This window comes from Aeromicrobium sp. (genome assembly GCF_037719875.1).
Lineage (GTDB): Bacteria > Actinomycetota > Actinomycetes > Propionibacteriales > Nocardioidaceae > Aeromicrobium.
The window spans coordinates 163,208-186,362 of sequence record NZ_JBBJMJ010000004.1 but is presented as its reverse complement, the minus strand read 5'-3'; the positions used below and the strand labels follow the sequence as shown (position 1 = coordinate 186,362).

The window sequence follows — 23,155 nt, the reverse complement described above, 5'->3', positions numbered from 1 at the left end:
GGACGACGGTTGCCTAGGGAAGATGAACGGTTTGCCTAGGGACCGTGGTAAACCGTTGCGGTTGGGAGTGGGTCAGCCGAGGCCGGTATGCAGTCGGATCTGCTTGAGGGTGGCCCCGCCCTCTGCGGCCAGCTCGCGGTGAGCGCCGTCGGCCTCCCACCCCGACTCGGTCACGAAGGACCGGAGCGCGTCGTCGCTGGCGCCAACCCACCACACGGCACGGGTGAAGTTGTCGGCAGCCAAGGTGTCGATCGCCGCCTGCAGGAGCCGAGACCCGTGACCCGCACGGTGGTGGTCCGGGTCGATGACGAACTCGCCGACCTCACCATCGGCGACCTGGTCGCTGTCCGGGTCGTACGACGGGTGCACCAGGGTGAACCCACGTACGTCCGCGCGTTCCAGCGCCACGAGCACCCGCATCCGCGCGTCCTTGGGCGAGTCGAGCGTGGTGCGCCAGCGATCGGCCAGCTCGGCCGGATCGAGCGACTCGAGCACCTCGGCCGAGATCAGGTCGGCATAGGTCGCGCGCCAGCTTGCCAGCTGGACACGCACGATCGATTCGGCGTCATCGGGCCAAGCCAGACGCGCACTGACATCGGCGCTCACGACTCGAGGAATCTCTCCACCAGGCGTGTCTCGGCCCCTTGGGACTCGAGCATCGCCGCTGTCATTGACGTGTTGCGCAGGCTGGGCCAGGTCTCCCATGCGAGCACGGCCAGCCCGGGGAACCCGGCGATCACCAGGGGCCATCCGCCATAGCTGCCGACGAACGCCACGATCACGGCGAAAATCAGCGGGGCACCGCAGATGGCAACCTTGCGGACCATCTGGCTGGTGTAGATGTTGATGGCCTGGCCGGTGAGCTCGTGTGCGGGTGCATCCGGAGCCAGCGGCGAGGCCGACAGCCACGCCCGTTCGGCGAAGAACGCACCGACGCCGATCAGTACGACCAGCAGCACCGCGAGCCAGATCGGCGGGTAGTCCGCATCGGTCCCTCCGAGGATGAAGAACAGGAGCACCAGGAAGGCACCGGTCAGTCCGACCTGCGACACCGCGAAGAGGCGGATCTCCTTGGGGGTGGCGTCATATCCATCGCTCGGCATGGACAGAGTTTTGCACACGATCCGTGGGCGCCGATTGATAGTGTGCGGGTCATGCGGGCCTATCTCGATCTCGTCCAACGAATCCTCGACGACGGGGTCGCCAAGGGTGACCGCACCGGCACCGGCACGCGCAGCGTCTTCGGCCACCAGATGCGGTTCGACCTGCGCGACGGATTTCCGCTCGTGACGACCAAGAAGGTCCACCTCAAGTCCGTCGTCGCCGAGCTGCTGTGGTTCATCGCCGGCGACACCAACACGTCCTATCTGCGCGACAACGGTGTGACCATCTGGGACGAGTGGGCCGATGACAACGGCGATCTCGGCCCGGTCTACGGCTATCAGTGGCGCTCGTGGCCCGCCCCCGGAGGCGACCACATCGACCAGCTCGCCGGCGTCATCGAGCAGATCAAGGCCAATCCCGACTCGCGGCGCCACGTCGTCAGCGCGTGGAACGTCGCCGATCTCGACGCGATGGCCCTCATGCCGTGCCATGCATTCTTCCAGTTCTACGTCGCCGAGGGACGGCTCTCATGCCAGCTCTACCAACGCTCGGCGGATGTCTTCCTCGGCGTCCCGTTCAACATCGCGTCCTACGCATTGCTGACCCACCTGGTGGCTCAGGTCGCAGGACTCGAGGTCGGCGACTTCGTCCACACCGTCGGCGACGCGCACCTCTACGTCAATCACCTCGACCAGGCACGCGAACAGCTGACCCGCGAGCCGCGCGAGCTGCCCGAATTGTGGCTCGATCCGGCCGTCACATCGATCGACGACTTCACCCTGGACTCGATCAAGGTCACCGGCTATGACCCGCACCCGGCGATCAAGGCACCCATTGCCATATGAGCGCCGCATGAGTCCCATGACGTCGTCATCGTGACCGTCACGATCGTCGTCGCGATCGGGGCCAACGGGGTCATCGGGCGAGATGGTGACATGCCGTGGCCGCGCACCGGCGACCAGCAGCAGTTCAAGGCCCTGACGATGGGTCATCCGATCGTGATGGGCCGCACGACGTATGAGTCGATCGGTCGCCCGCTGCCAGGACGTATGTCGATCGTGTTGACCCGGGATGCCGCCTGGCACGCCAACGGGGTCGAGGTCGCGCACACCCTGACCGACGCCCTGGCGCTGGCGCTCGGCCGGGACGACGACGTGTTCCTGATCGGCGGCGCGCAGGTCTATGCCGAGGCGCTGGCTGGCGGCCTCGTCGATCGGATGGTCGTCACCCACGTCCATCTCGCACCCGAGGGCGATGCGTGGTTCCCCGACGTCGACTGGGCCGATTGGACCGAGACCGCCCGCGAGACGTTCGAGACATACGACATCGCGAGCTACACGCGGAGGCGCTGAGCCCCCCGGTGGGTCAGAGGATGGCGAGCTGGCGGCTCTGGGCCACGAGGTTGCCGGCTTCGTCCCAGAGCTCGCAGTCCTCCTCGTGGAAGCCGTTGATGACGTGGCGGGTGGTGAGCCGGGTCGCGATCCAACCCGGCACCGGCCTGCGGTGCAGGTGGACCGTGAGCTGGACGGTCATGGAGCCGAGCTCACCGATCTCAAGGACCGGCGGGGCGAACGAGTCACACAGGAATGCCAGCGCCGGCAGGTCGATCTCGCGCCCGTCGGCGAGCCGCTGCCAGAGCTCGACGGTGGGGTCACCACTGGGCAGGCCGTCGACCCACCCCGGCCGGGACGCCATCCGGTAGTCGACTCGGTCGAAGATGCTGGCGGTGACGTCGGGCATGCCCTCCGTGCCGGGATCGACACACGCCCCGGGCGGCGGCAGGGGTGGGGACGTGCCGAGCTCGAGGGTGCGTCCGCCGGTGCGGCTCCCATAGCTCGCGAGGAGCTGGGCGATGTGTCGGTCGCCCTCCCACAATGCCGCCTCTCCGGTCTGGACCCGGCGACCCCGCCTCAGCGTGGACGTGCGGAGCTCGGCCGGGCCGGTCTCGGGGGAGGCGAGGTAGGTGATGGCGGCAACCATGGCGTCGCCGCCCCCGATCTCCTCACCGAGGCCACGAAGCATCGCGGCAAGCAGATAGCCGCCGTTGGGCTTGCCGAGAGGGGTGTTCCACCGATCGGTCAGGGTCAGGTCACGGATGCCGTCACCCCGGGGGGTCGACGCGGTGTCAAGGTCGTAGATGTCTTCGCTCACCCGCCCATACTGCCGGTCGCCACCGACAGGTCTCCAGGCGGTAACCTCGTGGGTATGACGTCGCCGCTGGCCTCCGAGGCCGCTCCCTTCGGGCGGGTGCTGACCGCCATGGTCACGCCTTTCACCCGTGAGGGTGAGCTGGACCTCGACGCTGCGCAGCGCGTCGCGACCTATCTGGTCGATCAGGGCAACGACGGTCTTGTCACGAGCGGCACGACCGGCGAGTCGCCCACGACGACCGTCGAGGAGGACGGGCGACTGCTGGCTGCCGTGCTCGAGGCCGTGGGCGACCGGGCAACTGTCATCGCAGGGGTGGGCACCAACAACACCCGCCACTCCGTCGAGCTCGCCGAGCAGGCCAAGAAGGCCGGAGCGCACGGACTGCTGATTGTGACGCCCTACTACAGCAAGCCCCCCCAGTCGGGCATCCTCGCGCACATCGAGGAGGTTGCCCGAGCAGGTGACGACACCCCCGTCATGCTCTACGACATCCCGGGTCGCACCGCCGTCACGATTGCCGACGAGACGTATGACGCTTTGGCGGACCACCCGCTCGTGATCGCGATGAAGGACGCCGTCGGTGACCTCAACCGAGGCGCCTGGCTCATGCGCGAGACCGGCATCAAGATCTATTCCGGTGACGACCCCGCCAACCTCCCGTGGCTGGCCATGGGTGCCAGCGGCATCGTGAGCGTGGTCTCCCACGCCGCTGCCGGAGCATACGTCGACATGGTCGCGGCCGTGGATGCCGGAGACCTGCCCACCGCACGATCGATCAACGACCGACTGCTTCCCGCCGTCAAGGCGATGATGACCCACACCCAGGGCGCAATCACGTCCAAGGCTGCCTTGCAGCTGCTCGGAGTCCTCGAGCACCGCACCATGCGTGCACCACTCCCCGAAGCCACCGACGAGGAGGTCGCGATCGTTCGCGATGGACTCGTGGCCGCGGGCCTCCTCAACAACTACTGACTCGAAAGCTAGGCCACATGAGCGAGCTCCAGCGAGCGACTGACGATGCAGATTTCATGCCGGTACATCCGTACCGTGCCTTTTCCACGGAGGTTCCGGCATGAGCGAGCGCCAGCGAGCGAACAGAACAGATTTCATGCCGGTACATCCGTACCGTGCCTTTTCCACGGAGGTTCCGGCATGAGCGAGCGCCAGCGAGCGAACAAGACAGATTTCATGCCGGTACATCCGTACCGTGCCCTTTCAACGGAGGTACCGGCATGAGCCACATGCACCTTGAGCTCGACCCGCCCCCCGCACTCCCCGAAGGCGCCTTGCGCGTCATCCCGCTGGGCGGACTGGGGGAGATCGGCCGCAACATGACGGTCTTCGAATACGGCGGCAAGCTTCTCATCGTCGACTGCGGTGTGCTCTTCCCCGAGGAGCACCAGCCAGGGGTCGACCTGATCCTGCCCGACTTCGGGCCCATCCGTGACCGCCTCAAGGATGTGGTCGGCATCGTGCTGACGCACGGCCACGAGGACCACATCGGCGGCGTGCCCTATCTCCTGCGTGAGCGGGGCAACATCCCGGTCATCGGTTCCCAGCTGACTCTGGCGTTCCTTGATCCCAAGCTCAAGGAGCACCGGCTCAAGGACGCGCCCAAGCATGTCGTCAGTGAGGGTGACATCCAGACATTCGGACCGTTCGAGTGCGAGTTCGTCGCGGTCAACCACTCGATCCCCGACGCCCTTGCCGTGGCGATCAAGACGCCGGCCGGCGTTGCGCTGCACACCGGCGACTTCAAGATGGACCAGCTGCCACTGGACGGTCGCATCACCGACCTGCGCGCCTTCGCGCGGCTCGGCGAGCAGGGCGTCGACCTGTTCCTCACCGACTCGACCAACGCCGAGGTGCCCGGCTTCACGACCTCCGAGCGCAACATCACGCCGGCGATCGACGCGGTCTTCGCCAGCAGCAGTCGCCGCATCATCGTGGCCTCGTTCGCTTCGCACATCCACCGCGTCCAGCAGGTCATCGATGCTGCGGCCAAGCACGGTCGCAAGGTCGCATACGTCGGACGCTCGATGGTGCGCAACATGCAGATCGCGCGCGAGCTGGGCTACCTGCACGTGCCGGACGGCGTCGTCGTCGACAAGATCGACGCCGCACCGCCGCACAAGATGGTGCTGATGTCGACGGGCTCGCAGGGAGAGCCGATGGCCGCGCTGTCACGCATGGCCAACAACAGCCACCAGCAGGTCAGCCTCGAGCCCGGCGACACCGTGCTGCTGGCCTCGTCGTTGATCCCGGGCAACGAGAACGCGATCTATCGCGTCATCGACGGACTGACCAAGCTCGGCGCCAATGTCGTGCACAAGGGCAATGCGCTCGTGCACGTGTCGGGGCATGCCTCTGCCGGCGAGCTGCTCTATTGCTACAACATCGTCAAGCCCACCAACGTCCTGCCGGTGCACGGGGAGATCCGTCACCTGCACGCCAATGCCAAGCTCGCGACCGCGACCGGCGTGCCCAACGTCCTGCTGGCCGAGGACGGCTTCGTGATCGACCTGGTCGATGGCCACGCCTCGATCACCGGCGCGGTCGAGTGTGGGTATGTCTACGTCGACGGCTCGTCTGTCGGTGACCTGACGGACTCAGAGCTCAAGGACCGTCGGGTCCTCGGCGAGGAGGGCTTCATCTCGGTCGTCGTGGTCATCGACTCCACGAACGGCAAGATCGTGTCCGGACCCGAGATCCACGCCCGCGGCATCGCCGAGGATGACTCGGTGTTCGACGAGATCCTGCCCAAGATCGTGTCCGCGCTCGAGGAGTCGATGGCTGAGGGCAGCCATGACTCGCGCCAGCTCCAGCAGGTCGTGCGGCGCGTGCTCGGCTCATTCGTTGGCCGCAAGCTGCGTCGCCGCCCGATGATCCTCCCCGTCGTCATCGAGGCCTGATCCGGGGGATCTCACAGCGGGGGCTGGGGGACTGTGCGGACAGTGTTACCTCGTCCTCACCGTTTGGTCCACGGGCCTGAAACACGCGCTGCCTAGTTTCGAGGCACAAGATCCGGCACGGTGCCGGATCCTCGAGCCCGGAGCGTCCCATGACCAGCGTCGTCACCAGCCCTCCTGACAATCAACCGGTTCCACCCAGCCGGCGAACCGGCAAGTGGATCGATGACTGGGAGCCGGAGAACCCCGCATTCTGGGAGTCCACCGGTCGCCGCGTCGCGCGTCGCAACCTGATTTGGTCGATCTTCGGTGAGCACCTCGGCTTCTCGGTGTGGCTGCTGTGGAGCGTCAGCGCCGCCCTGGTGACCAGGGCGGGCTTCGCGTTCTCACCCCAGCAGCTGTTCTGGCTCGTCGCGGTCCCCAACCTGGTCGGCTCGCTGCTGCGACTGCCCTACACGTTTGCAGTGCCGAAGTTCGGAGGCCGCAACTGGGCGGTCTTCAGCGCGCTGATGCTGGTCCTGCCGACGCTCTTGTTCGCCCATTTCGTGCAGCGCCCCGACACGCCGTACTGGGTCTTCATCGTGATCGCCGCCACCGCTGGCGTGGGCGGCGGCAACTTCGCCTCCTCGATGGCGAGCATCAACTTCTTCTATCCGACGAGGCTCAAGGGCACGGCGCTCGGCCTCAATGCCGCCGGAGGCAACCTGGGCGTCTCGGTCATCCAGTTCTTCCTCCCGATCATCGTGGGCGGCGCGGGAGCGTTCGGGCTCATCAAGGCGAGCCAGAGCGGCCTCGTCCTGGAGCGCGCGGGCTACCTCTACGCCGCCCTCGCGGTGGTTGCGGCCCTCACGGCGTACTTCTTCATGAACAACCTCTCGGCGGCCTACTCCAAGCCGCGCGAGCAGCTCGCGGTCGTGAAGTACAAGCACACCTGGGTCATGTCGTTCCTCTACATCGGCACCTTCGGGTCGTTCATCGGCTATTCCGCTGCGATGCCGCTGCTGATCAAGATCAACTTCTTCAACCAGCCGATCCCCACGGTCCCGGGCATCGGGATCAACTTCGCCTACTACGCATTTCTCGGTGCCCTCGTCGGCTCGTTCACCCGCCCCCTCGGTGGCTGGCTCGCCGACAAGTACGGCGGGGCGCGGGTCACCTTCGGCACGTTCGTCGCGATGATCCTCGGCACGATCGCGGTCATGATCTCGTTGGTCCAGCTCGACGCCGTGCCGAAGCCGGCACCCGGGGCGCCCGCACCCGATCCGGCGACATTCGAGTACTCAGATGCCGTACGCGTCGCGGTCGAGCACAACTCGGACGTCTTCCCGTTCTTCCTCGCCGCCTTCTTGTTCATCTTCGCGGCCACCGGGATCGGCAACGGATCGACATACCGGATGATCCCGCTGATCTGGAAGAGCTATGCGCTCGAGGCCGGCGATGACGGCTCCGCCGAGCGGAGCGCAGCCGAGCGGAAGGCGACCAAGGAGTCGTCGGCCGTGATCGGCATCGCAGGCGCGATCGGCGCCCTGGGCGGCTTCCTGATCCCGATCACGTTCAGCGCGCCGTGGATCGACGATCCGGTCGACGCGGTCAAGAGCGCCTTCGTGGTGTTCGCGGCCTTCTACGTCATCTGTCTCGCCGTGACCTGGGTGTTCTACCTCCGCCCGAAGTCACACATGGCCACAGTCGGCGTCTGAGCGTGACCCAGACCCACTGCCCCTACTGCGCCTTGCAGTGCGCCCAGACGCTCCGCGGCGAACCACTCGCCGCGGAGCCGCGGGCATTCCCGACCAACGTCGGGGGCATGTGCCAGAAGGGCTGGACCAGCGCAGAGCTGTTGCGGGCGCAGGACCGCATCACCACGCCGTTGCGCCGTGTTGCCGGTGGCTTCGAGCCGGTCTCGTGGGACGTCGCACTCGACGACATCGCTGCGCGCGTGCGGGCAGTCTGGGCGAGCGAGGGACCGGACGGCGTCGCGGTGTTCGGCGGGGGAGGGCTGACCAATGAGAAGGCGTATCAGCTCGGCAAGTTCGCCCGGCTCGCCCTGCGCACCCGACTGATCGACTACAACGGCAGGTTTTGCATGTCGTCGGCGGCAGCGGCCGCCAACCGGACCCTCGGGATCGACCGCGGCCTGCCCTTCCCGCTGACCGATCTCAACGATGCCGATGTCGTCGTGCTGTTCGGCAGCAACCTTGCGGACACCATGCCGCCGGCGGTCCAGCACCTCGGCGCGACACGCGAACGGGGCGGACTCGTCGTGGTCGACCCCCGACGCAGCGCGACGGCCAGACTCACCGAGGACGGCGCGGGTGAGCACGTGCAGCTCGTGCCGGGCACCGACCTGGTACTTGTCCTCGGCCTGCTACACATCGTCTTTGCCGAGTCCCTGGCCGACGAGGACTATCTGTCGGCGCGGGTCGACGGTGTCGATGCCGTACGGCGCAGCGTCGCGGAGTGGTGGCCCGAGCGGGTGGCCGCCACGACCGGTGTCGCCGAGACCCAGCTGCGCCGGCTCGCTCGACGCCTCGCTGACGCGAGTCCGCACCGGGGTGGCCGGGGAGCATTCCTGCTGACCGGCCGCGGTTCGGAGCAACACGTCGACGGGACCGACACGGTGACCGCCGTCATCGACCTTGCGCTGGCGCTCGGGCTGGTGGGCGCCGAGCGGGGCGGCTATGGAGCGATCACGGGCCAGGGCAACGGCCAGGGCGGTCGCGAGCACGGTCAAAAGGCCGACCAGCTGCCCGGCTACCGCATGATCGGGGATCCGGCCGCACGGTCCCACGTCGCCGAGGTCTGGGGAGTCGATCCTGCCGTGATCCCCGGTGCGGGCGTCCCGGCGGTCGAGTTGTTGATGGGTCTGGGCACCCCTGGCGGGCCGCGGGCGCTCTTCGTGCATGGCAGCAATGTGCTGGTCAGCGCCCCCGATGCGCATGAGGTGCGTCGCCGGGTCGAGTCGCTCGACCTGGTCGTGGTGTGCGACTTCGTCCCCTCGGAGACCGCCCTGCTGGCCGACTACATCCTGCCCGTGACGCAGTGGGCCGAGGAGGAGGGCACCATGACCGGCCTGGAGGGCCGGGTGCTGCGCCGCCGCAAGGCGATCGAGGCGCCGGTCGGCGTACGGTCCGAGCTCGAGATCTTCTCGGCCTTGGCCGGCCGGCTCGATGCGCCCGGCACGTGGTCGACAGAGCCTCGGGAGGTCTATGACGAGCTGCGGCGCGCGAGCGCCGGTGGCCGGGCCGACTATGCCGGGATCTCCTATGACCGCCTCGATGCGGGCGAGGCACTCTTCTGGCCGTGCCCCTCGGAGCACCACCCCGGTACGCCCCGCCTGTTCGCCGAGTCGTTCCCGACCGCCAACGGCCGCGCGCAGATGGTCGCGGTACGTCCGGTCGGGCCGGCCGACGATCTCAGGGCGGAGGCTCCCGTGTGGCTCGTGACCGGCCGCGTCCTGCAGCACTATCAGTCCGGGGCCCAGACCCGCCGGGTCGCGAAGCTCAACGACTCGATGCCGCGTGCCTACGTGGAGATCCACTCGCTCCTGGCCTCGAGGGTCGGCGTGGAGGGTCTGGATGACGTGCGCATCACCTCCAGGCGCGGGTCAATGGTCGCGCAGGCAAGGATCAGCCCCGACATACGCCCGGACACGGTGTTCGTGCCGTTCCACTTCGCGGACGAGGGCATGGTCAACGCCGTGACCAACGCGGCAACAGATCCCATCTCCGGGATGCCGGAGTTCAAGGTGTGCGCAGTCCAGATCGAGAGGGTTGGATCATGAGCGAGCGCCAACGAAGTCATGTTGAGACAGGCATGAAGGTCGTGGTCATCGGCGCCGGCATGGTCGGCAACCGGTTCGTTGACGAGCTCGGGCGCGTCGCGCCCCAGATCGAGGTCGACCTGCTCGGTGAGGAGCCCTATGAGCCCTACAACCGGGTGTTGCTGACCGAGCTCGTCGCGGGTCGGGTCGACTTGGCCGGCTTGTCGCTGCCGACGCCGAACGAGGGCCGGGTGCGGGTGCGGGCCGGTGCCACCGCCCTGGAGATCGACCGTGACCGTGGCTGCGTCGTGACAGCCCAGGGCGACTTCGACTACGACCACCTCGTGCTGGCCACCGGAGCCCGGGCACGGGTCATCCCGATCCCGGGACTCCGCGACGGCCTGCCTCGCGGCGCACACGTGCTGCGCAGCCTCGATGATGCGCGGGACATCTCGGCCGCCGCACTCAACGCCGAGACGGCCGTCGTGATCGGCGGAGGGCCGTTGGGCCTGGAGCTCGCCTGTGGGTTGCAGCACCGCGGTGTTGCAACCACCGTGATGTCGGTCGGCTCCGTGCTCCTCGACCGCGATCTCGATCCGTCCGTGTCCGCCGTCGTCGCGCAGACCGCGGCCGACCTGGGCATCAGCTTCGTCGGCGACGCGCAGATCGCCTCGGTCGGGGTCAAGGATGGTCATGTCACCGCCGTGCAGCTCGCGGACGGCAGGTCATATCCGGCGGGACTGGTGGTGCTTGCGTGCGGCGCCGCACCGGAGTCGGGTCTCGCCGCGGCCGCGGGACTGGAGACCAATGTCGGCATCGTGGTCGGCGGCGACCTGCGTACGACCCTCGACCCGCGGGTCTCCGCGATCGGTGACTGCGCCGAGACCCCGACCGGCGTGAGCGGACTGGTGGCTCCGGGCTGGGCGCAGGCCCGTGCGCTGGCCTGCAGCATCGCGCACGACACCGAGGTCGACCTCCCGCCGATCTCGGGTTCCGCGATGCGGCTCAAGGCGGTGGGCATGAGCGTCGTGACAATGGGCGTGCGCGCGTCCACCGCGGGGCCCGACGATCGGGTCGTGGCGTTGTCCGACCCGCGCGAGCGACGTCATGTGGAAGTCGTCGCCCGAGGCGACACGCTGGTGGGGGTCACGTGCCTCGGTGCCCCCGATCTGGCCGCGCACCTCTCGACCCAGTTCGATCGCCCCGGCATGCTGCCGCTCGACCCCATGCACCTGCTGATGGGCAACGCCCCCATGGGTGGCGTCGAGACCGCGTCACCGACCGCGATGCCGGCCACGACGACGGTGTGCCGCTGCAACGGCGTCACGAAGGGCGATCTCCTGCACGCCTGGGACGGCGGCGCGACGACAGTCGACGCGCTCGCCGAGGCAACCCTCGCCACGACCGGGTGCGGCGGCTGCAAGGCATTGGTGTGCGGCATCGTCGACTGGCTCGAGCAGAGCGATCCTCCCGAGATCTCACAGGCCACGGACGCGGTCCGTGAGAAGACCGTTCCGTCGAGGTAACACGCAGACCCCTGCCCCGAAATCTGTCTTCCCTAACGTCGAGCACATGACCCAGAAGAAGAAGCTCGCCGTCGTCGGCGCAGGTATGGTCGCCCACCGTCTCGTCGAGGCGATGGTCGAGCGAGGGGCCGACGAGACGTGGGACATCGAGGTCTTCGGCGATGAGACCCGCCCGCCGTACGATCGGGTGGCCCTGACGTCATTCTTCTCCGATCGGGATCCTGAGGACCTGCTTCTGGGAGACGGCGACCTGTGGAAGCGGCCGGGAGTCCGCCTCTATCGCGGCTCGATCGTGAGCCGCATCGATCGCGAAGCGCGACAGATCCACGCTCGCAACACGACCTTCGACTACGACCGGCTGGTGCTGGCCACGGGTTCGTATGCCACCGTGCCGCCGGTCGAGGGCTCGGACCTCCCGGGCTGCTTCGTCTATCGCACGGTCGACGATGTCGCGGAGCTCCGCGCCTGGGTCACCGATCGTGAGGCGTCGCTGGGACGCAAGGTCCGGGGTGCCGTGGTGGGCGGCGGCCTGCTCGGTCTCGAGGCCGCTGGCGCGCTCACGGCGCTGGGTGCGGACACCACGGTCGTGGAGTTCGCCGACTGGCTCATGCCGCTGCAGGTCGACCAGGCCGGCGGTGGTGCGCTGCGACGGATCATCGAGCAACTCGGTGTCACCGTGCGTACGTCCACGGCCACCTCCAAGCTGCGGCCCGGCCGCGACGGCAAGATCGCCCGCATGCAGTTCGCCGACGGCGACAAGATCCCGGCCGAGGTCGTGGTCTTCGCCACCGGCGTCCGCCCCCGCGACGAGCTCGCGCGGGACATCGGTCTCGAGATCGGTGAGCGCGGGGGAGTCATCGCCGATGAGGGCTGCCGGACGAGTGACGAGTCGATCTTCGCGATCGGCGAGGTGGCGCACATCGCCGGCCGGGTCTGGGGCCTCGTGGGTCCGGGCTACACGATGGCCGAGGTCGTGGCCGACCGGCTGCTGGGCGGCGAGGCGTCCTTCGAAGGCGCCGACCTGTCGACCAAGCTCAAGCTGCTCGGCGTCGATGTGGCGAGCTTCGGCGATGCGTTCGCCAGCACCAACGGCAGCCTCGAGGTCGTCTATGCCGACCCCACCGCAGGTGTCTACAAGAAGCTCGTGATGAGTGACGATGCCCAGACGCTCCTCGGCGGCATGCTCGTCGGCGACGCCAGCGCATACACGAACCTGCGGCCCATGGTCGGTCGGGCGCTCGGCAGCGATCCGACCGGCTGGCTGCTCCCCGAGGGCATGGAGCCACCGGCCGGTGGCGCGCTGCCCGACGATGCCAACGTCTGCTCGTGCAACAACGTCACGGCCGGCGCGATCCGCGGGGCTGTGACGGATCACCAGTGCACGGACCTGGCTGGCGTGAAGGCGTGCACCAAGGCCGGCACGAGCTGCGGCTCATGCGTGTCGCTGGTCAAGAAGCTCATGGAGACCCAGCTGGCCGAGGAGGGGCTGGAGGTCAGCACGGCATTGTGCGAGCACTTCGCCTTCACCCGCGCCCAGCTGTTCGACATCGTGCGGGTCAGCCAGATCTCGACGTTCAGTGAGCTCATCGAGCAGCACGGCACGGGACGGGGCTGCGACATCTGCCGCCCCGTCGCGGCTTCGATCCTCGCCGTGCTCGGCACGGGGCACGTGCTGGACGGCGAGAACGCGACGTTGCAAGACACCAATGACCACGTCATGGCCAACATGCAAAAGGACGGCACCTACTCTGTCGTGCCGCGCATCGCCGGTGGCGAGGTGACACCGGAGGGCCTGATCGTCATCGGTCAGGTGGCCGCAGACTTCGGGCTCTACACCAAGATCACGGGTGGCCAGCGCATCGACATGTTCGGGGCCCGCATCGAGCAGCTGCCCGAGATCTGGAGGCGGCTCATCGACGCGGGCTTCGAGTCCGGGCACGCATACGGGAAGTCGCTGCGGACCGTGAAGTCGTGCGTCGGCCAGTCGTGGTGCCGCTATGGCGTGCAGGACTCCACGACCCTCGCGATCGATCTCGAGCTGCGCTACCGCGGGCTCCGCTCGCCACACAAGCTCAAGCTGGCGGTGTCGGGCTGCGCTCGCGAGTGTGCCGAGGCGCGCGGCAAGGATGTCGGCATCATCGCGACTGACAAGGGGTGGAACATGTATGTCGGAGGCAACGGCGGCTTCACCCCGCGTCACGCCCAGCTGTTCGCCGAAGACCTCAGCACCGAGGACCTGGTGCGCGCGATCGACCGATTCCTCATGTACTACGTCCGCACTGCCGATCGCCTGCAGCGCACCGCGCCGTGGCTCGAGTCCATCGAGGGTGGCATGGATGCCGTGCGCGCGGTGGTGCTCGAGGACAGCCTCGGCATCGGTGCAGATCTGGACGCGGCGATGGCGGTCCACGTCGACACCTACGAGGATGAATGGGCCGCGACCTTGGCTGATGAGGAAAAGTTGAGGCGGTTCGAATCATTCGTTAACGCCCCCGAAACACCCGACCCCGATCTTGTATATGTGGAGGAACGCGGTCAGCGCCGACCCGCGGACGACGACGAGCGTGCCGTGCTGATCGCCGGTCCGAGCATCCCGGTGCGTGACGAGGAGGTGGTGGCATGAGCGAGTGGGAACGTGTGTGTGCGCTCGATGCCCTGACCCCGGATCGCGGCGCAGCGGCGCTGGTCGGCGGTCACCAGGTCGCGGTGTTCCGCCTCAGTGCAGGCGACGTCCACGCGGTTGACCACCTCGACCCCTTCAGCCGTGCCAACGTCATGGCTCGTGGTCTGGTCGGCAGCCGCCAGGGGGTGCCGACGATCGCCTCGCCGATGCACAAGCAGTCGTTCGACCTGCGGACCGGTCAGTGCCTCGATGATCCGGACGTCTCGCTCCGGGTCTGGCCGACGCGAGTGTCCGGCGGCTGGGTCGAAATCCTCAACGAGGCCCGAAGTGGCGCCGCATGACCGTACTCGGGCCAGTCCTGGCCGGCACCCAGATCCTGGTGACTGCTCAGCGCCGGGCCGCCGACCTGTCCTTGGCCCTGGGCCGCCGCGGCGCCGACGTCACGGTCGCCGCGTCCCTGGGCGTCGAGTCGCACATCGACGAGGAGACCCTGATCGCCCAGACCCGGCAGATGATCGCAACCGGGACCGACGTCGTCGTGGTCACGACCGGCATCGGGTTCCGTGGCTGGCTCGACACCGCAGAGGCTGCCGGCATCGGTCACGAGCTGGTCGAAGCCCTGCGCTCGGTACGACTCGTCGCTCGCGGTCCCAAGGCGCGTGGAGCCCTGCAGGCCGCCGGTCTGGTGCCGGACTGGGTCGCGGAGTCCGAGACGTCGGCCGAGATCGCCGAGTTCCTCGCTGCCGAGGGCGTCCGGGGTCTGTCGATCGCGGTCCAGCACCACGGCGCCGGCGACGACGGGCTGGAGAAGCGGCTGGCGGCAGCCGGTGGTCGCCCGTTCGGGCTCGTCGTCTACCGCTGGGGCCCGCCGCCGGACCCGTCCGCGGTTGAGCGATCCGTGCTCGACGCGGCCGCCGGCGCATACGACTCGGTGGTCTTCACCTCGGCGCCGGGCGCCGCGGCGTGGCTCTCGGCCGTCAATGAGGCTGGCGTCGATGACGACCTCCGGCGGCTGGACAAGGACCGCCGTCTGGTGCTGGCCGCGGTGGGACCGGTGACCGCCGATCCGCTGCGTGCCGCAGGATTCGACCCGATGATCCCGGACCGCGCGAGGCTCGGTGCGCTCGTGAGATCGCTCGTGATGCACCTCGGTGACGCCTCGGAGAGCGTGCCGACGACCGCCGGGCTGCTGCGCGTACGTGCGACGGCGGCGACACTGGATCATGAAGTCCTGCCGGTGTCGCCGAGCGGGCTCGCGATCCTCCGGGCGCTGGCGAGCGAACCTGGCTCGGTCCGGTCCCGCGAGGAGCTCCTGGCGGTGCTGCCGGGTGAGTCCGGCGATCCGCACTCTGCCGAGGTCGCCGTCGCGCGCCTGCGCGAGGCGATCGGCCGCCCCATCGTCCAGACCGTCGTCAAGCGTGGCTATCGACTCGCGCTCGAGGAGGCCGGCCCATGACGATCTCGCTGGTGGCCACGAGTCACGGGACCGGCGTCGCTGCAGCGCGCACGGCCGTCACCGGACTGGTCGATGCGGTTCGGCAGGCCTCGCCGTGCCTCGACGTCCGGGAGGCATTCGTCGACGTCCAGGAGCCTTCGGTCGGGCGTGTCGTCGAGTCGCTCGACAGGCGCGCCGTGGTCGTCCCGCTGCTGCTGGCCCCGGGCTTCCACGTCCACGTCGACATCCACCGGGCGGTCGACCGCCCGTCGGCGGTCGCGGCCCGGACCCTCGGTCCTGATCGGCGCCTGACCGACGTGCTGCTGACTCGTCTGGCCGCGGCCGGAGCGACGAAAGAGGATGTCATCGTCCTGGGCGTGGCGGGATCGACCGACGAGCGAGCATTGCGGAGCGTCGATGCCGCAGCTCGGAGCTTGGGTTCGCGGTGGGGCTCGCCCGTGCCGGTCGGCCACGTGGGAGGGGCGGGCACCCCCATCGAGGAGATCGTCCAGGGTGCTTCGCGCACCGGGCGCCGGGTCGTGGTCGCGGCCTATCTCATGGCTCCGGGCCACTTCTATGACCGACTGCTCGGTTGTGGGGCGGACGCCGTGACCCGGCCGCTGCTCGATGGCAGCGAGGTCGAGCCCCAGCTGGTCTCGCTGGTTCTCGATCGCTTCGCCGAGGCCGCCGACCTGCTCGACTCCCCGCTGAGCCGGGGCGGCGGAGATGTAACTGAAGCACGTCATGTGCGTTAACCGCCGCGAAACAGGTGCCATCGAGGCTAGAGGTGCTGGTGGGGAAACCCTCGTCGACTATCCAGAGGTGGGGTATGAATCGCGCCGGCGCCTCGAGATCGCACCGCGGTAGTCCCCGCACCGCAGATTCGGGAGCCTCCGCCGTTTACGCAACGGCGGAGGCGCACCGATGCGGCGCATCGCAAACCACGGACTGCTCGGGATTCGTGGTCGGCGGCCGGCGGTGGGTGTGAACCGCACCCTGATCCTGTGCGCTCACAGTGCGGAGAGCGCACGCGGGCGGGGCGCGATCGCTGGCCTGGTCAACGCGGTACGCCGTGAGGCGCGCAACCTCGAGGTCGTCGACGCACTCGTCGACGTGCAGGAGCCCTCCCTCGCTCGCATGGTCGCCGAGACGTCGGGCCCGCGCTCCGTGGTGCCGCTGATGCTGGCATACGACCAGCAGGTCGGTACCCACATCGTGCAGGCCTTATCGTCAGACCCGGCTGTCACGGTGAACGCGCCCCTCGGGCCGGACTGGGTGCTCGCGGAGGTCGGCGTGCGCCGGCTCTTCGAGGCGGGTGCCCGGTCGGACGACACGATCGTGCTCGCTGCCGACGTCGTCGCGACCGACGATCGCGCGGTGGCCGATGTCGGCAAGGCGGCCCGCCTGCTCAGCGCGGTGTGGGGTGGTCGTGTGCATGTCGGCACGCTCGGGGGCACCGATCCGGCCCTCGCGGACGCCCTGGACGTCGCTCGGGCATACGGGCGGCGGGTGGTGGTCTCGACCTATCTGTTGACGCCGGGCTCCGTGCACGACGACATCGTCGCGGCCGGTGCCGATGTCGTGACCGGCCCCCTGCTCGACGGGGGGCCGCCCGACCCGCGGATCGTGAGCCTCGTCCTTGCCCGCGCCCGGGCTCGGGGCAGCTGGCTGCCGGTCGGGGAGGACCCCGGATCGCGATTGGCCCACTTCTAGCCCGCGAAACCAGGATTTGAACTCCCCCGCGTGGTAACCCCGAAACCTACGACTGGTGATTTCGCCTTTGCCCATGGCGACCCTACCGTCTGCCCCGCCGCGCAAGCGGCCGTCCGGCAGCCAGGCCCGCAAGAAGCCCGCAGCGAAACGCAAGCCACAGGCCCGCAAGCCCGCAGCTCGCAAACCCGCAGCGCGCCGTTCGGGACCTGGTCCGATTGCTGCTGTCATCTCAGCCCTCCTGCGCGGCTCGACCGCCATGTGGCTTGGTCTGGCCGGCGTCGTCGGTGCGATTGCCCGCAGCATCGGCCACAGCGCCAAGGACCTGGAGCCCGAGCAACGTCGCGACGGGGTGGGCTTTGGCATCCTTGGTCTGGCGATCGTGGTGTCTGCTGCGGTCTGGGGTGACATACCCGGCGTCATCGGCAGCGTGATCCGGGACGTGACCGCCGGATCCGTCGGCATCCTCGCGTGGGCTGTGCCGATCCTGCTCGTCGTGGTGGCCTGGCGCACCCTGCGCCACCCCGATGCGAGCGGCCCGGCCGGACGACAGGTCATCGGCTGGGCGTCGATCTGCGGCGGCATCCTGGGCCTCGTCCACCTGGCACACGACGTGCCGCGTCCCAGCGACCCCGATCCCGACGCGATGCGCGAGGCCGGTGGGGCGATCGGCTTCCTGTTCTCCGCGATCCCGATCGACCTGCTCAAGAGTGCGTACGTCGTCGCGCCCCTGCTGGTCCTGGTGGCTGTCTTCGGCCTGCTGATCGTGACCAGCACCCCGCTCTACGCCGTCCCGATGCGTCTACGGGAGCTGCGTGACCAGGCGCTGGGGCGCGCGAAGGACGACACCCCGGCCGAAGAGCCCAAGAAGCGCAAGCATCCGCGGACCGCGGTCGCCACCGACGAGAAGCCGTTCGAGAACCCGCTGGTCGACGGCCCCGATGAGGATCGGCAGGTCTCCGTCCGGGTCTTCGACGTGGAAGACGACGACGAGCCGAGTGCGGTCGAGCGGCCGCCGATCGAGCCGATCCCGGCCCGTGCCGAGCAGCTCGCCCTCACCGGTGACGTCGTCTATGTGCTGCCCGACAGCGCCGCGCTGCGGGAGGGCTCGCCGCACAAGGCGCGCTCCAAGGCGTCCGACGAGGTCGTCGAGCGACTGACCGAGGTTCTCGAGCAGTTCCAGATCGACGCGACCGTCACGGGTTACACCCGTGGACCGACCGTGACCCGCTACGAGGTCGAGCTCGGCCCAGCGGTCAAGGTCGAGAAGGTCACTGCGCTGTCCAAGAACATCTCCTACGCAGTGGCGTCCAACGAGGTCCGCATCCTCTCGCCGATCCCGGGCAAGTCCGCGATCGGTGTCGAGATCCCCAACATCGACAAGGAGATGGTGTCGCTCGGCGACGTGCTTCGCTCGGCCAAGGCGCGCAGCGATCATCACCCGATGGTGATCGGCCTGGGCAAGGACGTCGAGGGCGGCTACGTCGTGGCCAACCTCGCCAAGATGCCGCACCTGCTCGTCGCCGGCGCGACCGGCTCGGGCAAGTCGTCGTTCGTCAACTCGATGATCGCCTCGATCCTCATGCGGTCAACGCCCGAAGAGGTCCGCATGATCCTGGTCGACCCCAAGCGGGTCGAGCTCACGGCATACGAAGGGGTCCCGCACCTCATCACTCCGATCATCACGAACCCCAAGAAGGCCGCTGAGGCGTTGCAGTGGGTCGTGCGCGAGATGGACATGCGCTATGACGACCTGGCCAACTTCGGCTTTCGCCACATCGATGACTTCAACAAGGCGGTTCGTGCGGGCAAGGTACGCCTGCCAGCCGGCAGCGAGCGGGTCCTGGCCCCCTACCCCTACCTCCTGGTGGTCGTCGACGAGCTCGCCGATCTCATGATGGTTGCCCCGCGGGACGTCGAGGACTCCATCGTCCGGATCACCCAGCTCGCAAGAGCCGCCGGTATCCACCTGGTGCTCGCCACGCAGCGACCGAGCGTCGACGTCGTCACAGGTTTGATCAAGGCCAACGTGCCGAGCCGCCTGGCGTTCGCGACCTCGTCGGTCACCGACAGCCGAGTGATCCTCGACCAGCCCGGAGCCGAGAAGCTCGTGGGTCAGGGCGACGGACTGTTCCTGCCCATGGGCGCCAACAAGTCGATGCGCATGCAGGGAGCCTGGATCACCGAGGCCGAGATCCACACGATCGTCGAGCACTGCAAGACGCAGCTGCAGCCGACCTATCGCGAGGACGTGACGGCGCCCGTGGCGGCCCGGCGCGAGGTCGATGACGACATCGGCGACGACATGGACCTCGTGCTGCAGGCGATCGAGCTGTGTGTCGCGACCCAGTTCGGCTCGACCTCGATGCTGCAGCGCAAGCTGCGGGTCGGCTTCGCCAAGGCCGGGCGTCTGATGGACATCCTGGAGAGTCGCGGCATCGTGGGTCCCAGCGAGGGGTCCAAGGCACGCGACGTCCTGGTCAAGGCCGACGACCTCGAGCAAGTTCTTGCCAGCATCCAGAGCGGCTAGCCCGATGGCTGAAGCGTTCGAGATCCGCCGGCGTACGAGCCTGTACCTGTTGCTCGCGATCGTGTGCTTCGTCCTTGCGGCCGGCTTCGGCTGGCTCGCCTTCGACCGATCGGACCTGATCCTGGGGGCCCCTGCGGCAGGACTGGTCCTGATCGGGTTGGTGCACCTGCTCGGTCTCCGTGACGCGCGGACGCCCCTGTTCGTCGCGGACGACCACGGCGTACGCATGCGAGCTCGGGAGGGCTGGGTCGGTCTGCTCTGGAGCGAGATGGGCGAGATCAAGGTCGAGCGCCGCGCCGGCATCCGCCACGACCCCCGGGTCAAGGTCGTGAGCCACGACGGAACCAAGTTCTACACCTCGCCGCTGGGCTTGGCAACGACCGTCTCACCGGGTGAGGCGGAGGTCCAGTTGGCGCGCCGCCGCTCCGCTGCCGCATACTGAGGCGTTGGTTTCACGCCACCGAGAGGGTCCCATGGCAGCGGCAGAGGCGCCGAGCAATCTGAACATCGCGAACGCACTGACGGTGCTGCGCATCGCCGGCGTACCGCTCTTCGGGTGGCTCCTGTTGACCGACGGTGGGGAATCGGTCGACTACCGCATCGCAGCGTCGGTTGCTTTCATCCTGCTGATGATCACCGACAAGATCGATGGCGACCTCGCGCGCAAGCACGATCTGGTCACCAACTTCGGCAAGCTCGCCGATCCGATCGCCGACAAGGCACTCACCGGTATGGCGTTCGTCGGGATCGCGATCATCCACCCGATCTTCTGGCCCGTCGCGATCATCATCCTGGTGCGCGAGTGGGGCATCACCCTCATGCGTTTCGCGGTCAAGAAGTACGGCGTCATGCCAGCCGGTCAGGGCGGCAAGATCAAGACGACGTTGCAGGCGGTCGCCATCGCGGGCTATCTGCTGCCGTTCGATCTGTGGAACAACGCGCCGAGCGACTGGAAGGACACCCCGAGCGACATCATGATCTGGGTGACCCACGTCGTCATGGCCGGCGCCCTCGCGATCACGCTCAGCACCGCTGTGGAGTATGTCCGCGACGCACGCACCCTGCGCCGCGAGTCGAAGGCAGCGGCCCAGCAGTGACCCTGGCCGTCGATGCGGTTACCGCGCTGCGATCGGCGTATGCGACGGTCGCCGTGGCGGAGTCGCTCACGGGCGGATTGCTGTGCGCCACGCTCGTCAGCGTGCCCGGAGCCTCCGACGTGGTCCGAGGAGGCGTCGTCGCGTATGCGCCGGAGCTCAAGACCCAGCTGCTCGGCGTCGACGCGGCCCTGATCGCGGAGCACGGCACGGTGGCCTCAGAGGTCGCGGTCCAGATGGCCGTCGGCGTGCGGGAGCGGCTCGGGGCCACATACGGCCTCTCGACCACCGGGGTGGCTGGACCGGATCCGAGCGAGGGCCATCGTGCGGGGACCGTTCACGTCGCCGCCGCCGGTCCGGACGAGGTCTGGACGGCGCAGCTGGACCTGGCCGGAGACCGCGACACGATCCGCAGGGAGACGGTCGACGCGCTGTTGTCGTGGCTGGTCGGTAGGCTGAGGGAAGAATCTCGATCCACTGAGGGTTGAGACACACATGGCACACCAGGACGGAGGCACCCGATGACCGCGATGCGTCAGCTCGTCGGCGAGGTGCTCCGCGCGCGCCGCATGTCCCAGGGCCTCACGCTGCGTGATGTCTCGGGCAAGGCCAGGGTCAGCCTCGGCTACATCTCCGAGGTCGAACGAGGACAAAAAGAAGCCAGCTCCGAGCTGTTGGCAGCACTTGCCTCGGCTCTGGAGGTCCCGCTCTCCAAGGTTCTGCTGGATGTCGGCTCGCTGCTCGAGGTCGAAGAAGCCGCTGAGGCCCACATCGCCAGCATCTCCTCCATCGCGCCGGGTGACGTCTCCGCCTCGGCGGCCTGACCTCGCTGCGTGAAGCACAGCGAGTTCTGGCTCCGTATGGAGCAGCAGTTCGGCCGCGCATACTCACGGGTGTGGGCCGACAGCCACGTGATGCGTGAGCTCGATGGCCGCACCGCATGCGAGGCCCTCGACGGGGGGGAGGACCCCAAGACCGTGTGGCGCGCCGTGCACACCAACCTCCAGCTCCCCGCCGCCGACCGCTGACACCGCCTCGGACGGCGCTGTGAGCCGCGAACGTTTCGGTCTCGGCGTGTCGCGGGGCGTCGAACAGATGTTCGGGTAATCTCGTGCACAGGTTGGACGTTCGAAGGACGACATCCACAGGCGGGTCGACGAGGCCCACATATGTCTGAGGGTCCTTCTAGCGTCGTCGATGACCCGCCGCCCACGAGCAGAAACGGAAAGCCCCCATGGCACAGCCCAACAGTTCCCTCGCCACCTCCAAGGACAAGGACAAGTCCCTCGAGAATGCAATGGCCCAGATCGACCGCGCCCACGGCAAGGGTGCCGTCATGCGACTGGGCGACCAGGCCCGTGCGCCGATCGAAGTCATCCCCACCGGTGCGACCGCGCTGGACGTGGCCCTCGGCATCGGCGGGCTGCCCCGCGGACGAGTCGTCGAGATCTACGGCCCGGAGTCCTCGGGCAAGACGACGGTCGCCCTCCACGCGGTGGCCAACGCGCAAAAGGCCGGTGGCGTCGCAGCCTTCATCGATGCCGAGCACGCGCTCGACCCCGAATACGCCAAGCGGCTCGGCGTCGACACCGACGCACTCCTGATCTCCCAGCCCGACAGCGGTGAGCAGGCCCTCGAGATCGCGGACATGCTGATCCGCTCCGGTGCGCTCGACATCATCGTGATCGACTCCGTGGCGGCGCTTGTGCCCCGGGCCGAGATCGACGGCGAGATGGGCGACAGCCATGTGGGTCTGCAGGCTCGGCTGATGAGCCAGGCGTTGCGCAAGATGACCGGCGCCATCAACGGCTCGGGCACCACGGCGATCTTCATCAACCAGCTCCGCGAAAAGATCGGCGTCATGTTCGGCTCGCCCGAGACCACGACCGGCGGCAAGGCGCTCAAGTTCTACGCCTCGGTCCGGCTCGACGTCCGGCGTATCGAGACGCTCAAGGACGGCACCGACATGGTCGGCAACCGCACCCGCATCAAGGTCGTCAAGAACAAGCTCGCCCCGCCGTTCAAGCAGGCCGAGTTCGACATCATGTACGGCCACGGCATCAGCCGCGAGGGCAGCCTGATCGACGTCGGCGTCGACGCAGGACTCGTCCGCAAGGCCGGCGCCTGGTACACCTACGACGGCGATCAGCTGGGCCAGGGCAAGGAGAAGTCCCGCCAGTTCCTCAAGGACAACCCCGATCTGGCCAACGAGCTCGAGAAGCGCATCTTCGAGCACATGGGCATCGGTGCACAGGCCGACAAGCCAGCGCTCGAGGTCGTCGAGGTGCCGCCGAGCGACATCGAGTTCTGACC

22 protein-coding genes are annotated in these 23,155 nt (G+C 68.2%); 19 read left to right on the top strand and 3 right to left on the bottom strand.

Going from position 1 to position 23,155, the window contains the following annotated elements; all coding sequences use genetic code 11:
* Positions 1 to 72: 72 nt before the first annotated feature.
* Both WKF39_RS06605 and WKF39_RS06600 read right to left on the bottom strand, forming a co-directional pair.
* A complete protein-coding gene (locus tag WKF39_RS06605; RefSeq protein ID WP_340386541.1) occupies positions 73 to 606 on the bottom strand; it encodes a GNAT family N-acetyltransferase in 534 nt (177 codons plus the stop codon).
* Complete coding sequence (locus WKF39_RS06600) at positions 603 to 1,103, bottom strand: hypothetical protein (RefSeq protein WP_340386539.1); 501 nt, start codon at positions 1,101 to 1,103, stop codon at positions 603 to 605. The genes WKF39_RS06605 and WKF39_RS06600 overlap by 4 nt, the downstream gene beginning before the upstream one ends.
* A gap of 51 nt (positions 1,104 to 1,154) precedes the next feature.
* Here WKF39_RS06600 and WKF39_RS06595 point away from each other — a divergent pair, with 51 nt between their 5' ends.
* Positions 1,155 to 1,949: a thymidylate synthase gene (locus WKF39_RS06595; RefSeq protein ID WP_340386537.1), complete on the top strand. Its 795-nt coding sequence runs from the start codon at positions 1,155 to 1,157 to the stop codon at positions 1,947 to 1,949.
* Between the two features lie 30 nt (positions 1,950 to 1,979).
* Positions 1,980 to 2,456: a dihydrofolate reductase gene (locus WKF39_RS06590; protein ID WP_340386535.1), complete on the top strand. Its 477-nt coding sequence runs from the start codon at positions 1,980 to 1,982 to the stop codon at positions 2,454 to 2,456.
* A gap of 13 nt (positions 2,457 to 2,469) precedes the next feature.
* Here the strand turns inward: WKF39_RS06590 and WKF39_RS06585 are convergent, their stop codons facing one another.
* A complete protein-coding gene (locus WKF39_RS06585; RefSeq protein WP_340386533.1) occupies positions 2,470 to 3,255 on the bottom strand; it encodes a thioesterase family protein in 786 nt (261 codons plus the stop codon).
* 54 nt (positions 3,256 to 3,309) lie between these two features.
* On the opposite strand from WKF39_RS06585, the gene dapA reads away from it, so the two are divergent.
* The 17 genes from dapA (at position 3,310) to recA (ending at position 23,153) form a co-directional block, all read left to right on the top strand.
* Entirely contained in the window at positions 3,310 to 4,227 is a 918-nt protein-coding gene (gene dapA / locus WKF39_RS06580; RefSeq protein WP_340386531.1) for a 4-hydroxy-tetrahydrodipicolinate synthase, read from the top strand.
* 260 nt (positions 4,228 to 4,487) lie between these two features.
* Entirely contained in the window at positions 4,488 to 6,167 is a 1,680-nt protein-coding gene (locus tag WKF39_RS06575; protein WP_340386529.1) for a ribonuclease J, read from the top strand.
* A gap of 149 nt (positions 6,168 to 6,316) precedes the next feature.
* Complete coding sequence (locus tag WKF39_RS06570; protein ID WP_340386527.1) at positions 6,317 to 7,861, top strand: nitrate/nitrite transporter; 1,545 nt, start codon at positions 6,317 to 6,319, stop codon at positions 7,859 to 7,861.
* Between the two features lie 2 nt (positions 7,862 to 7,863).
* Complete coding sequence (locus tag WKF39_RS06565) at positions 7,864 to 9,945, top strand: molybdopterin oxidoreductase family protein (protein WP_340386525.1); 2,082 nt, start codon at positions 7,864 to 7,866, stop codon at positions 9,943 to 9,945.
* Positions 9,942 to 11,450 carry an FAD-dependent oxidoreductase gene (locus WKF39_RS06560; protein WP_340386523.1) on the top strand — a complete coding sequence of 503 codons (1,509 nt, stop codon included), beginning with the start codon at positions 9,942 to 9,944 and terminating at the stop codon, positions 11,448 to 11,450. The genes WKF39_RS06565 and WKF39_RS06560 overlap by 4 nt, the downstream gene beginning before the upstream one ends.
* A 46-nt stretch (positions 11,451 to 11,496) precedes the next feature.
* Entirely contained in the window at positions 11,497 to 14,073 is a 2,577-nt protein-coding gene (gene nirB, locus WKF39_RS06555) for a nitrite reductase large subunit NirB (protein ID WP_340386522.1), read from the top strand.
* Positions 14,070 to 14,414, top strand: coding sequence for a nitrite reductase small subunit NirD (gene nirD, locus WKF39_RS06550; protein WP_340386520.1), 345 nt, complete (start codon positions 14,070 to 14,072; stop codon positions 14,412 to 14,414). The genes nirB and nirD overlap by 4 nt, the downstream gene beginning before the upstream one ends.
* Positions 14,411 to 15,529 carry a uroporphyrinogen-III synthase gene (locus WKF39_RS06545; protein WP_340386518.1) on the top strand — a complete coding sequence of 373 codons (1,119 nt, stop codon included), beginning with the start codon at positions 14,411 to 14,413 and terminating at the stop codon, positions 15,527 to 15,529. The genes nirD and WKF39_RS06545 overlap by 4 nt, the downstream gene beginning before the upstream one ends.
* Positions 15,526 to 16,263 (top strand): CbiX/SirB N-terminal domain-containing protein, encoded by a 738-nt coding sequence (locus WKF39_RS06540; protein ID WP_340386516.1) that lies wholly within the window; start codon positions 15,526 to 15,528, stop codon positions 16,261 to 16,263. The genes WKF39_RS06545 and WKF39_RS06540 overlap by 4 nt, the downstream gene beginning before the upstream one ends.
* 169 nt (positions 16,264 to 16,432) lie before the next feature.
* On the top strand, positions 16,433 to 17,221 hold the full coding sequence (locus tag WKF39_RS06535) for a hypothetical protein (RefSeq protein ID WP_340386514.1): 789 nt from the start codon (positions 16,433 to 16,435) through the stop codon (positions 17,219 to 17,221).
* A 73-nt stretch (positions 17,222 to 17,294) separates the two neighbouring features.
* Positions 17,295 to 19,748 carry a DNA translocase FtsK 4TM domain-containing protein gene (locus WKF39_RS06530; protein WP_340386512.1) on the top strand — a complete coding sequence of 818 codons (2,454 nt, stop codon included), beginning with the start codon at positions 17,295 to 17,297 and terminating at the stop codon, positions 19,746 to 19,748.
* Between the two features lie 4 nt (positions 19,749 to 19,752).
* On the top strand, positions 19,753 to 20,190 hold the full coding sequence (locus WKF39_RS06525; protein WP_340386510.1) for a hypothetical protein: 438 nt from the start codon (positions 19,753 to 19,755) through the stop codon (positions 20,188 to 20,190).
* Between the two features lie 31 nt (positions 20,191 to 20,221).
* Positions 20,222 to 20,845: a CDP-diacylglycerol--glycerol-3-phosphate 3-phosphatidyltransferase gene (gene pgsA / locus WKF39_RS06520; RefSeq protein WP_340386508.1), complete on the top strand. Its 624-nt coding sequence runs from the start codon at positions 20,222 to 20,224 to the stop codon at positions 20,843 to 20,845.
* On the top strand, positions 20,842 to 21,330 hold the full coding sequence (locus tag WKF39_RS06515; RefSeq protein WP_340386506.1) for a CinA family protein: 489 nt from the start codon (positions 20,842 to 20,844) through the stop codon (positions 21,328 to 21,330). Before pgsA ends, WKF39_RS06515 begins: the two co-directional genes overlap by 4 nt.
* Before the next feature lie 33 nt (positions 21,331 to 21,363).
* Entirely contained in the window at positions 21,364 to 21,666 is a 303-nt protein-coding gene (locus tag WKF39_RS06510; protein ID WP_340386504.1) for a helix-turn-helix transcriptional regulator, read from the top strand.
* A gap of 9 nt (positions 21,667 to 21,675) precedes the next feature.
* Positions 21,676 to 21,870 carry a DUF3046 domain-containing protein gene (locus tag WKF39_RS06505; protein WP_340386502.1) on the top strand — a complete coding sequence of 65 codons (195 nt, stop codon included), beginning with the start codon at positions 21,676 to 21,678 and terminating at the stop codon, positions 21,868 to 21,870.
* A gap of 206 nt (positions 21,871 to 22,076) precedes the next feature.
* A complete protein-coding gene (recA, locus tag WKF39_RS06500; protein ID WP_340386500.1) occupies positions 22,077 to 23,153 on the top strand; it encodes a recombinase RecA in 1,077 nt (358 codons plus the stop codon).
* Positions 23,154 to 23,155: the final 2 nt, after the last annotated feature.

Excerpts from the sequence above, each read along its gene's own strand:
- WKF39_RS06600 (WP_340386539.1), bottom strand. The coding sequence starts at position 1,103 with ATGCCGAGCGATGGATATGACGCCACCCCCAAGGAGATCCGCCTCTTC.
- WKF39_RS06595 (WP_340386537.1), top strand. The coding sequence starts at position 1,155 with ATGCGGGCCTATCTCGATCTCGTCCAACGAATCCTCGACGACGGGGTC.
- dapA (WP_340386531.1), top strand. The coding sequence starts at position 3,310 with ATGACGTCGCCGCTGGCCTCCGAGGCCGCTCCCTTCGGGCGGGTGCTG.
- WKF39_RS06575 (WP_340386529.1), top strand. The coding sequence starts at position 4,488 with ATGAGCCACATGCACCTTGAGCTCGACCCGCCCCCCGCACTCCCCGAA.
- WKF39_RS06570 (WP_340386527.1), top strand. The coding sequence starts at position 6,317 with ATGACCAGCGTCGTCACCAGCCCTCCTGACAATCAACCGGTTCCACCC.
- WKF39_RS06560 (WP_340386523.1), top strand. The coding sequence starts at position 9,942 with ATGAGCGAGCGCCAACGAAGTCATGTTGAGACAGGCATGAAGGTCGTG.
- nirB (WP_340386522.1), top strand. The coding sequence starts at position 11,497 with ATGACCCAGAAGAAGAAGCTCGCCGTCGTCGGCGCAGGTATGGTCGCC.
- nirD (WP_340386520.1), top strand. The coding sequence starts at position 14,070 with ATGAGCGAGTGGGAACGTGTGTGTGCGCTCGATGCCCTGACCCCGGAT.
- WKF39_RS06545 (WP_340386518.1), top strand. The coding sequence starts at position 14,411 with ATGACCGTACTCGGGCCAGTCCTGGCCGGCACCCAGATCCTGGTGACT.
- WKF39_RS06540 (WP_340386516.1), top strand. The coding sequence starts at position 15,526 with ATGACGATCTCGCTGGTGGCCACGAGTCACGGGACCGGCGTCGCTGCA.
- WKF39_RS06535 (WP_340386514.1), top strand. The coding sequence starts at position 16,433 with ATGCGGCGCATCGCAAACCACGGACTGCTCGGGATTCGTGGTCGGCGG.
- WKF39_RS06530 (WP_340386512.1), top strand. The coding sequence starts at position 17,295 with ATGGCGACCCTACCGTCTGCCCCGCCGCGCAAGCGGCCGTCCGGCAGC.
- WKF39_RS06525 (WP_340386510.1), top strand. The coding sequence starts at position 19,753 with ATGGCTGAAGCGTTCGAGATCCGCCGGCGTACGAGCCTGTACCTGTTG.
- pgsA (WP_340386508.1), top strand. The coding sequence starts at position 20,222 with ATGGCAGCGGCAGAGGCGCCGAGCAATCTGAACATCGCGAACGCACTG.
- WKF39_RS06510 (WP_340386504.1), top strand. The coding sequence starts at position 21,364 with ATGACCGCGATGCGTCAGCTCGTCGGCGAGGTGCTCCGCGCGCGCCGC.
- recA (WP_340386500.1), top strand. The coding sequence starts at position 22,077 with ATGGCACAGCCCAACAGTTCCCTCGCCACCTCCAAGGACAAGGACAAG.